This window comes from Paenibacillus sp. Y412MC10 (genome assembly GCF_000024685.1).
Classification (GTDB): Bacteria; Bacillota; Bacilli; order Paenibacillales; family Paenibacillaceae; genus Paenibacillus_AQ; species Paenibacillus_AQ lautus_A.
Window position 1 is genome coordinate 1 of the sequence record NC_013406.1, and the last position, 10,000, is coordinate 10,000.

Genomic DNA, 10,000 nt, shown 5'->3' on the forward strand with positions numbered 1-10,000 from the left:
TATTATCAACAGGCTGTGGATAAAGTTGTGAACAATTTCAATTTATCCATATTTTTTTGTTTCCACAGGAGTTAGTTCTGGGGATAATTAGACATCATTCATTTTCTTTCGACAATTCCACACATGGCTCTAGCCACATTTGGAAGATTTAAAGGAGTGACAGTTTTGGAAAGCCATACTTCCGAATTATGGCAAGAAATATTATCGATCATACAAACCAAGCTGAGCAAACCGAGTTTTGACACTTGGTTTAAAGCTACCAAGGCATTGACCATTAACGATCACTCCGTCGTCATTTCCGCGCCGACAACGTTTGCTGTGGAATGGCTGGAGAGCCGATACACCAAGCTGGTTAGTGCAACCGTGCTGGAGGTGGTGGGCAAGCAGGTCGACGTTCGCTTCGTGATCGAAGAGACGAAGGCACACGAACCTGCTCCGCAGCAGCCCTCGCCGCCGCTTGAAATATCCGGTGAAGAAATTCAGTCCCATATGCTGAACCCGAAGTATACGTTTGACACGTTTGTCATCGGTTCGGGCAACCGGTTCGCACATGCTGCCTCGCTCGCCGTTGCCGAAGCTCCGGCTAAGGCGTATAACCCGTTATTCCTATATGGTGGAGTAGGTCTTGGAAAAACGCACTTGATGCATGCCATCGGCCACTACATTTTGGAGCACAATCCCAGCAGCAAAGTCGTGTACATTTCCTCCGAGAAATTCACCAACGAGTTCATCAACTCCATTCGGGACAACCGCGCAGAAAGCTTCCGCAACAAGTACCGCAACGTTGATATTCTGCTCATTGACGATATCCAGTTCTTGGCCGGGAAAGAATCGACGCAGGAGGAATTTTTCCATACGTTTAACGCCCTGCATGAAGAGCGGAAGCAGATTATCATATCCAGTGACCGTCCCCCCAAGGAGATCCCGACGCTGGAAGAACGGCTCCGTTCCCGTTTCGAATGGGGATTGATCACCGACATTCAACCGCCGGATCTGGAGACGCGGATCGCCATCCTTCGCAAGAAGGCCAAGGCCGAGAATCTGGATATTCCGAACGAAGCCATGATGTATATCGCCAATCAGATCGATACGAACATTCGTGAGCTTGAAGGTGCCCTTATCCGTGTCGTCGCTTATTCCTCCCTGACCAATCAGGACGTTACAACGCATCTGGCAGCCGAAGCCTTGAAGGATATCATCCCGTCCAGCCGGCCGAGAATGATTACGATTCAGGATATCCAACAAAAGGTCGGCGAGTATTACAACCTGAGACTGGAAGACTTCAAAGCCCGCAAACGGACCAAAGCCGTCGCGTTTCCGCGGCAAATTGCCATGTACTTGTCCCGCGAATTAACCGACTATTCCCTTCCCAAGATCGGAGAGGCATTCGGAGGCCGGGATCATACCACTGTCATTCATGCCCATGAGAAGATTACCCAATCTCTGAAAACGGACCAGGAGCTTTTCAAAGTGGTCAATAACATTACGGAGAAAATCAAAAATCCAACCTGAACAAGTTCAAAGCCTATGCACAATCTATACACATGTGGATAGGCTTAATTTTATGCCTTTTACGAGGCTTATCCACATATTCAGTGTCCCTATTACTATTACTAATAATAATTAATAAATAAATTAACCATAAAGAGGGGAATCCCCTTGGCTTTCGCCAAGAGAAAAACCCCCTCTCATTTTTCCGTAAGGAGTGAACTTGATGAAAATCAGCATATTAAAAAATGTATTAAACGAATCCATTCAACACGTATCGAAGGCGATCTCCAGCCGAACCACGATTCCGATCCTCAGCGGCATTAAACTGGATGTCACGTATTCGGGCGTCACGCTAACAGCCAGCGATACGGATATTTCCATTCAATCGTTTATTCCTGCGGAGGATGAGAAGCATACCATCGTTCAGGTAGAGCAGCCTGGTAGCGTTGTGCTGCCTGCCAAGTTCTTCGTTGAAATTATCAAGAAACTGCCTTCCCAAGAAATTCAGATGGAGGTCAAAGAAAACTTCCAGACCTTTATTTCTTCGGGGGCCACGGAAATCCAGATGGTCGGCTTGGATCCGGAGGAATTCCCCGTATTGCCTAACATCGAGGGCAGCCAAACCGTTTCTCTGCCAGGCGATCTGTTGAAAAACATGATCAAACAAACGGTATTCTCCATTTCCACCCATGAAACCACGCCTATTTTGACGGGTGTATTATGGAGTCTGAACGACAATGAGCTGAAATTTACGGCCACGGACCGTCACAGACTGGCTACCCGCTCCGCCCATCTTGAGGGAGCTGACGGCATTTCGTTCAACAATGTCGTGATTGCAGGAAAAACGCTGAACGAGCTGAGCAAAATCATTCCGGACCAAAACACGCTGGTCGATATCGTTGTCGCGGATAATCAGGTATTATTTAAAATTGACCGTGTTCTGTTCTATTCCCGTATATTGGACGGCATTTATCCCGATACTTCTAGAATTATTCCAACCTCGCATAAAACAGAACTGGTTTTGGACACAAAAAAATTAAGCGAGTCGATCGACCGCGCCTACCTGCTCTCCAAAGAGGAGAAAACGAACATTGTTCTCCTGCAAACGATGGAGCATGGCGGCATCGAGATCTCTTCCAGTTCCTCCGAGCTTGGTAAAGTGCGTGAAGAATTGGACCTGATCGATTTCAAAGGGGAGCCGCTGCGCATCTCGTTCAACTCGAAATACATGCTGGACGTGCTCAAGGTGGTTGAAAGCGAACAACTGATGATCGCTTTCATGGGGGTCATGAGCCCGATCATCCTGAAGCCGCTCGACGACAGCAAGAGCCAATATATTATTCTGCCGTACCGTACGGCCAATTAAAGTTATCCCCATGTTGATAGGGATGAAAGGACGAAGTCATGAAACAAATTTTTATCCACAGTGAATATATCAAGCTGGATCAGTTCTTGAAGCTATCCGATTGCGTATCCACAGGTGGGATGGCGAAGGCGCTGCTCGCGGAAGGGGCAGTTCTGGTCAACGACGAGAAGGAAGAGCGGCGCGGACGCAAACTGGTTCCCGGCGACATCGTCAAGGTAGAGGATTGCGGGACGTTTCAGGTGGCAGCACAATAGACAGCCTCCCGCAGCCGCTTTGGCGCTAAGCGCGGAAGACGAGGGAGAGGATAAGCTTGTTTGTCAAAAATGTCAGCCTGCAGCATTACCGAAATTACGAGAAGCTGCAGCTTGAGGCATTTGGCGATGTCAATTTGATCATCGGACGCAATGCCCAAGGAAAGACGAATTTGATGGAGGCGCTCTTCGTGCTTGCTTTAACGAAGAGCCACCGTACCTCCAAGGATCGCGAATTGATCGGGTTCGAGCAGTCCAGTGCCCATATATCTGCCGAGATTGACCGCAAGTACGGCACTTTGAGGCTAGAGCTGAGCTTGTCTCAGCAGGGGAAGAAGGCAAAAATCAACGGGCTTGAGCAGCGGAAGCTTAGCGATTTCATCGGCTCGCTCAATGTCGTGATGTTTGCGCCCGAGGATCTGGAGATTGTCAAAGGCACGCCGGGGGTCCGCCGCCGGTTTCTTGACATGGAAATCGGGCAGGTGGCCCCAAGCTACCTGTTTCATCTGCAGCAATACCAGAAGGTGCTCGTGCAGCGCAACAATCTGCTGAAGCAATTGTGGGGGAAGGGCAGCACCGAGCAGGCGATGCTTGAAATTTGGAACAGCCAATTGGCAGAACATGGTGTTAAAATCGTCAAGAAGAGGAAACAATTTATAAAAAAGCTGCAAAAGTGGGCGGAAAGCATCCATCAGGGGATCACCAACGGCCTGGAAGACCTCTCTTTGCACTACCTTCCATCCTTTGCCGACGCGGAGGAAGAAGATGAAGCTGTCTTATTTGAGACATTTATGATAAAATTATCACAAATGAAAGAGCAAGAAATACGGCGCGGTATGACATTGGCAGGTCCTCATCGAGATGATCTGGCTTTTTATATTAATGGCAAAGAAGTCCAAACGTATGGATCTCAAGGTCAGCAGCGGACGACGGCGCTATCTTTGAAACTGGCTGAAATCGAGCTGATACAGGAAGAGATCGGTGAATATCCGGTGCTGCTTCTGGATGATGTGCTTTCTGAATTGGATCCGTACCGGCAGACACAATTGATCGAGACATTCCAGAGCAAAGTGCAGACATTCATCACGGCGACGGGCATTGAGAGTTTGAATACCGACAAATTGAAGGGTGCCAGCATTTTTCATGTCCATGACGGACAGGTGGGCTCTTAAGGAGTGATTCCATATGTATATTCATTTGGGTGGAGAGAAGATCATCCGTTCGTCAGAGCTGGTTGGGATATTCGATATCTCGATAGAGAAATCCTCGAAAATCTCCAAGCAGTTCGTCACGCATGCCCAGCAGCATAAAGTCGTGGAGTTGATTGGCGAAGAGGATCCGAAATCCATCGTGGTGACGAAATCGATCGTCTATTACTCTCCGATTTCCTCTGCAACACTTAAGAAACGAGCGAATCATTTTATAGCTCAGGCATAACAGAATCTGTAGAAGTAGGTGAAGGCATGTCTATGAATCAACCGACATATGATGAGAATCAGATTCAGGTACTGGAAGGATTGGAAGCCGTTCGTAAACGGCCGGGTATGTATATCGGATCTACCAGTGCCAAGGGTTTGCATCATTTGGTATGGGAAGTTGTGGACAATAGTATTGACGAAGCGATGGCGGGAATATGCGACCATATCGAAATCATTGTCCATGAGGATAACAGCATAACCGTTATCGATAACGGTCGCGGCATTCCGGTCGGCGAGAACGCCAAGCTGAAGAAGTCTACGCTGGAAGTGGTTATGACCGTCCTTCATGCCGGCGGTAAATTTGGCGGCGGCGGGTATAAAGTATCCGGCGGTCTGCATGGTGTCGGCGTTTCGGTCGTGAATGCACTGTCTTCGAAAGTCGTGGTTCAGGTCAAACGTGACGGGCACATCTACCAGCAGGAATATCATCGCGGCGTACCTCAATATGACATCAAAGTCATCGGGGATTCCGACGATCACGGGACTACGGTAACCTTCCTGCCGGATCCGGAGATTTTCACGGAAACGACGGTCTATGATTATACCACCCTGCTTACACGGATCCGCGAGTTGGCGTTCCTGAACAAGGGCATCGCGCTTACGCTGACGGACGAACGTACGGGTGCCTCCGACTACTTCAAGTACGAAGGCGGTATCATCGAATACGTCAAGTTCCTGAATGAGAAGAAGGAAGCCCTGCACGAAGACCCGATCTATGTAGAGGGTTCACGCGATAACATCCAGGTGGAAGTGTCGCTTCAGTATAACGACAGCTATACCGAGAATATTTATTCTTTTGCCAATAATATCAACACGCACGAAGGCGGAACGCATGAATCCGGCTTTAAGAGCGCGCTCACCCGGATCATCAATGACTATGCCCGCAAAACGGGATTAATCAAAGATAACACCAGCAACCTGTCGGGTGACGACGTGCGCGAAGGATTGACGGCGATCATTTCGGTCAAAGTGCCGGAGCCGCAATTCGAAGGACAAACGAAGACCAAGCTCGGCAACAGCGAAGTGCGCGGGATCGTGGAATCCTTGTTCGCGGAGAAGCTGCAGGAGTTCCTGCAGGAGAACCCGGCGGTTTCCCGCCGGATCCTGGAGAAGGCGCTCCAAGCATCGCGTGCCCGCGAAGCGGCTCGTAAAGCCCGCGAGATGACGCGCCGGAAGAGCGCCCTTGAAGTCAGCGCATTGCCGGGTAAGCTGGCGGACTGCTCCTCCAAGGACGCTTCCATCAGTGAGCTGTACATCGTCGAAGGCGACTCTGCCGGCGGTTCCGCCAAGCAGGGGCGCGATCGGCATTTCCAGGCGATTTTGCCGCTGCGTGGTAAAATCCTCAACGTGGAAAAGGCACGGCTTGACCGCATCCTGTCCAATGCGGAGATCCGAGCCATCATTACGGCTCTGGGCACGGGGATTGCGGAGGATTTCGATCTCTCCAAAGCCCGTTACCACAAAATCATTATCATGACCGATGCCGACGTCGACGGTGCGCATATTCGTACCTTGCTGCTGACGTTCTTCTACCGTTACATGCGTAAGCTGGTGGAAGCGGGTTATATCTACATCGCCCAACCGCCGCTCTTCAAGATCGAGCGCAACAAGGTGATCCGGTATGCCGGCAGTGAGAGAGAACGCGACGAGATCATCAAGGAATTCGGCGAGAACGTCAAAATCAACGTACAGCGTTACAAAGGTCTCGGCGAGATGAACGCCGGTCAGCTGTGGGAGACGACGATGGATCCCGAGAGCCGTACGATGCTCCAGGTGACGATCGAGGATGCGATCTTGGCCGATACGTTGTTCGATACCCTGATGGGCGATAACGTGGAGCCGCGCCGGGATTTCATTCAGGAGCATGCGAAGTCGGTCCGGAATTTGGACGTATAAAGTACTGCAAGCTAAAGAGGGGTATCCCCAAGGTCTTTGAAGACCTCAGGGGAACACCCCTTTTTTCGTTAAACGGGCACAGGCCGTGAGTCGTTGCATAACAGGACCCAACCGATTCAGAGAGACTTGCTAACCGGTTTTTTTGGTTTTCTTCTTGCTGGATAAGTTGCGTCCGTAAGCATTGGCGTATTTTTCTACCTGTTTGTAGATGCTGGGATCCTTGAAGAATTTCTTAAACGGGAACAGTGCAGGTTTGGTATTAACCTCCAGGATCCAAATGTTCCAGCGATCGTCAATCGCAACATCCAGGCCGATTTCTTTCAGGTTCGGATACGTTTTTTGCAGCTGCGAAGCGACGTTCACTCCAAGCGTATTCAGTTCTCTGCGGATATTCCCTGCTTCTTCAGCCGTCATATGCTCGAGCATTAGCGGTTTGTAGTGATGAACCACGCCGCCGCTGTGATGGTTGGTAATGATTTTATTTTTGGCCGCGACCCGGCCGATTATTCCTGTGCTCACCCACTGACCGGAGGGACTCTTTTGGGTAAGTACACGAAGATCAAAGGGACGGTCCTTATGACGGAGCAGGTGGATGCCTTGCTGAACCAGATAGTCCTTGCCTTGAAACAAGTCGCTTAATGTTTTATGGAGACTCTCCAGAGAGGTAAATACTTCGGTTTTATGGTCGTAGCGAAGCATGTAGGAAGCATCCGTTGTTTCATCAGTATCCGCGGTTTGGGAATGGAGCTGTTCGACCGACATCACGCCGATGCCGTAGGTCCCTCGGTCAGGCTTGATATACACAAGCGTATGCGTATTCAGCATGTCTTCAAGCGTCTCCAATGAATATAGGCGGGTAGCGGGAACATAAGAGGCGAGGCCTTTGTTTTTCAACAGTATTTTCGTTTTCGCCCACTTGCTTGCAACGCGTTGGATAGTCAAACATCTTCATCCTTTCTTAGCTGTATGATTGGAGTGACAGGATTTTGCCTGTCTCGTAATACAAACTCGTGCTATCGGTTGATTTAAAAGAGTGTGGCTGCCTCTGACAAGAGAGGGGATGCCCGGAAAACATAGGACAAGTATGACAAACAGTGGTATAATATAAAGATGTGATGATTCGAAAAGTCCTTTGCAATGCATTGTATGTGAAAAGGGGCACGGAGGACAGGGCGTATATCCCGGTTTCCGGGCAAAAATCATGCTTTCACTTGATCCATCCCGTGTTTAATTGTGCGATGTTTGTGAAAGTAATATAATAAAGGTTAGTGCGTTTCTAGGTTTCTGATCACTATTCTGCTTTTTTCACATAGATCAAGGCATGGTTGATAGGAAAATGAAGGAGGTCCAGCATGGCGGAAGAAAATTTCTCCCAAATCAAAGATCGGGACATTGGTACCGAGATGCGCGAGTCCTTTATGGATTACGCGATGAGCATCATTGTCAGCCGGGCTTTGCCGGATGTACGGGACGGAATGAAGCCAGTACACCGTCGTATTCTGTATGCGATGTCCGAACTTGGAATGGCTCCGGATAAACCGCATAAGAAATCGGCAAGAATCGTAGGCGAAGTTATTGGTAAGTACCATCCTCATGGTGATTCCGCAGTTTATGAATCCATGGTCCGGATGGCGCAGGACTTCTCCATGCGTTACATGCTTGTTGATGGGCACGGGAACTTCGGTTCCATCGACGGCGATATGGCAGCGGCTATGCGGTATACCGAGGCTCGTTTATCGAAGATTGCCATGGAAATGCTGCGTGATATTAATAAAGAGACAATAGACTTTGCTCCGAACTATGACGGCGAGGAGCAGGAGCCGGTGGTTCTTCCTGCGCGTTATCCTAACCTGCTGGTAAACGGCGTGTCGGGGATCGCGGTAGGGATGGCTACCAATATTCCGCCTCACAATCTTGGTGAAGTCATCGATGGTGTACAGGCGATGATTCGTAACCCTGACATCACGCCGATGGAGTTGATGGAATACATCCAAGGACCGGATTTCCCGACAGCGGGTTATATTCTGGGACGCGAAGGCATTCGCCAGGCTTATCGTACGGGCCGCGGTTCCGTTACGATGCGGGCGAAGGCGACGATCGAAGAGAATAATAACAAGGCGCGCATTGTGGTTCATGAGATTCCATATCAAGTGAACAAGGCCCGTCTGGTTGAGAAAATTGCGGAATTGGTTCGCGAAAAACGAATTGACGGCATTACGGATCTGCGCGATGAATCGGACCGTAACGGCATGCGGATCGTTATTGAGCTGCGCCGGGACGTCAACCCGAATGTCGTTTTGAATAACCTGTACAAGCATACGGCCATGCAGTCGAATTTCGGCATTAATATGCTGGCCATCGTGAACAACGAACCGAAGATCTTGAACCTGCGCGACGTGCTGTTCCACTATTTGGAGCATCAGGTCACCGTTATCCGCCGCCGGACAGAGTTCGAACTTAAGAAGGCGGAGGCCCGAGCTCATATTCTCGAAGGTTTGCGTGTCGCACTGGATCATCTCGATGAGGTCATTGCCCTCATTCGCGCTTCCCAAACCACAGAGGCTGCCCGCGAGGGCTTGATGGAGCGTTTCGGTCTCAGTCATGAGCAGGCACAGGCCATTCTGGATATGCGTCTGCAGCGCCTGACCGGACTAGAACGAGAGAAGATCGAGAACGAATATCAGGAATTGCTTGCCAGAATCGCGGAACTCCGTGAAATCTTGGCTAATGAGCATCTTGTGCTTCAGATCATCAATGATGAGCTGCAAGAGATTAAGGAACGCTTCGCGGATGAACGCCGTACTGAAATTACGGTCGGGGAGGACAGCATCCTGGACGAGGATCTGATTCCGCGCGAAGAAGTGATCATCACCATTACGCATACGGGTTACATCAAGCGTCTGCCTGCGAACACCTATCGCAGCCAGAAGCGGGGCGGACGCGGCGTTGTGGGGATGGATACGAAGAGCGAGGACTTTGTCGAGCATCTCTTCGTCACGAATTCCCACCATTACCTGATGTTCTTTACGGACAAAGGGAAGGCGTACCGGTTAAAAGCCTATGAAATTCCAGAGCTGAGCCGTACCGCCCGCGGAACGCCGATCATCAACCTGATTCAAATTGAACAGGGCGAATCGATCAATGCCGTGATTCCGGTGGAGAACTTTGACAGCGATAATTACCTGTTCTTTGCAACACGCCAGGGTGTCGTTAAGAAAACCCCGCTTGAGGATTATGTGAATATCCGCAAGGGCGGTCTGATCGCGATTAATCTGCGCGAGGACGATTCCCTAATCGAGGTGAAGCTGACGGACGGTCAGCAAGAAATCATTATGGGAACGGCGCAAGGAATGTCCATCCGCTTCAAGGAGAGCGATGTCCGCTCGATGGGAAGAAGCGCGACCGGGGTGAAAGGGATCACGCTGGACGACAATGATGAAGTCATTGGCATGGACGTAGTAGACCAGGAGCTTGATATCCTCATTGTAACGACCAAAGGTTACGGCAAGCGGACGCCT

The 10,000-nt window shown here is 49.9% G+C and carries 8 protein-coding genes (1 of these 8 cut by a window edge); 7 read left to right on the plus strand and 1 reads right to left on the minus strand.

What is annotated here, in order from left to right; translation table 11 throughout:
- Positions 1 to 123 precede the first annotated feature (123 nt).
- From dnaA to gyrB, 6 genes are all read left to right on the plus strand, one after another.
- The gene (dnaA, locus tag GYMC10_RS00010) at positions 124 to 1,512 is read left to right on the plus strand and encodes a chromosomal replication initiator protein DnaA (RefSeq protein ID WP_175320759.1); all 1,389 of its coding nucleotides are present in this window, start codon (positions 124 to 126) and stop codon (positions 1,510 to 1,512) included.
- Between the two features lie 202 nt (positions 1,513 to 1,714).
- Positions 1,715 to 2,857 (plus strand): DNA polymerase III subunit beta, encoded by a 1,143-nt coding sequence (gene dnaN / locus GYMC10_RS00015; protein ID WP_012818292.1) that lies wholly within the window; start codon positions 1,715 to 1,717, stop codon positions 2,855 to 2,857.
- A gap of 38 nt (positions 2,858 to 2,895) precedes the next feature.
- On the plus strand, positions 2,896 to 3,111 hold the full coding sequence (gene yaaA, locus GYMC10_RS00020; protein WP_009591516.1) for a S4 domain-containing protein YaaA: 216 nt from the start codon (positions 2,896 to 2,898) through the stop codon (positions 3,109 to 3,111).
- A gap of 56 nt (positions 3,112 to 3,167) precedes the next feature.
- A complete protein-coding gene (gene recF, locus GYMC10_RS00025; RefSeq protein ID WP_012818293.1) occupies positions 3,168 to 4,280 on the plus strand; it encodes a DNA replication/repair protein RecF in 1,113 nt (370 codons plus the stop codon).
- Between the two features lie 13 nt (positions 4,281 to 4,293).
- A complete protein-coding gene (remB, locus tag GYMC10_RS00030; protein ID WP_012818294.1) occupies positions 4,294 to 4,545 on the plus strand; it encodes an extracellular matrix regulator RemB in 252 nt (83 codons plus the stop codon).
- 26 nt (positions 4,546 to 4,571) lie between these two features.
- Positions 4,572 to 6,482, plus strand: a complete 1,911-nt coding sequence (gene gyrB / locus GYMC10_RS00035) for a DNA topoisomerase (ATP-hydrolyzing) subunit B (protein ID WP_012818295.1) — start codon at positions 4,572 to 4,574, stop codon at positions 6,480 to 6,482.
- A gap of 129 nt (positions 6,483 to 6,611) precedes the next feature.
- Here the strand turns inward: gyrB and GYMC10_RS00040 are convergent, their stop codons facing one another.
- Complete coding sequence (locus GYMC10_RS00040) at positions 6,612 to 7,424, minus strand: YheC/YheD family protein (RefSeq protein ID WP_012818296.1); 813 nt, start codon at positions 7,422 to 7,424, stop codon at positions 6,612 to 6,614.
- Positions 7,425 to 7,834: 410 nt separating this feature from the next.
- Here GYMC10_RS00040 and gyrA point away from each other — a divergent pair, with 410 nt between their 5' ends.
- On the plus strand, positions 7,835 to 10,000 hold the 5' portion of the coding sequence (gene gyrA / locus GYMC10_RS00045; RefSeq protein WP_012818297.1) for a DNA gyrase subunit A. The gene runs 339 nt beyond the window's last position; 2,166 of the gene's 2,505 nt are visible here — the first part of the coding sequence; its start codon is at positions 7,835 to 7,837; its stop codon lies off the right edge, out of view.

Excerpts from the sequence above, each read along its gene's own strand:
- dnaA (WP_175320759.1), top strand. The coding sequence starts at position 124 with ATGGCTCTAGCCACATTTGGAAGATTTAAAGGAGTGACAGTTTTGGAA.
- dnaN (WP_012818292.1), top strand. The coding sequence starts at position 1,715 with ATGAAAATCAGCATATTAAAAAATGTATTAAACGAATCCATTCAACAC.
- yaaA (WP_009591516.1), top strand. The coding sequence starts at position 2,896 with ATGAAACAAATTTTTATCCACAGTGAATATATCAAGCTGGATCAGTTC.
- remB (WP_012818294.1), top strand. The coding sequence starts at position 4,294 with ATGTATATTCATTTGGGTGGAGAGAAGATCATCCGTTCGTCAGAGCTG.
- gyrB (WP_012818295.1), top strand. The coding sequence starts at position 4,572 with ATGTCTATGAATCAACCGACATATGATGAGAATCAGATTCAGGTACTG.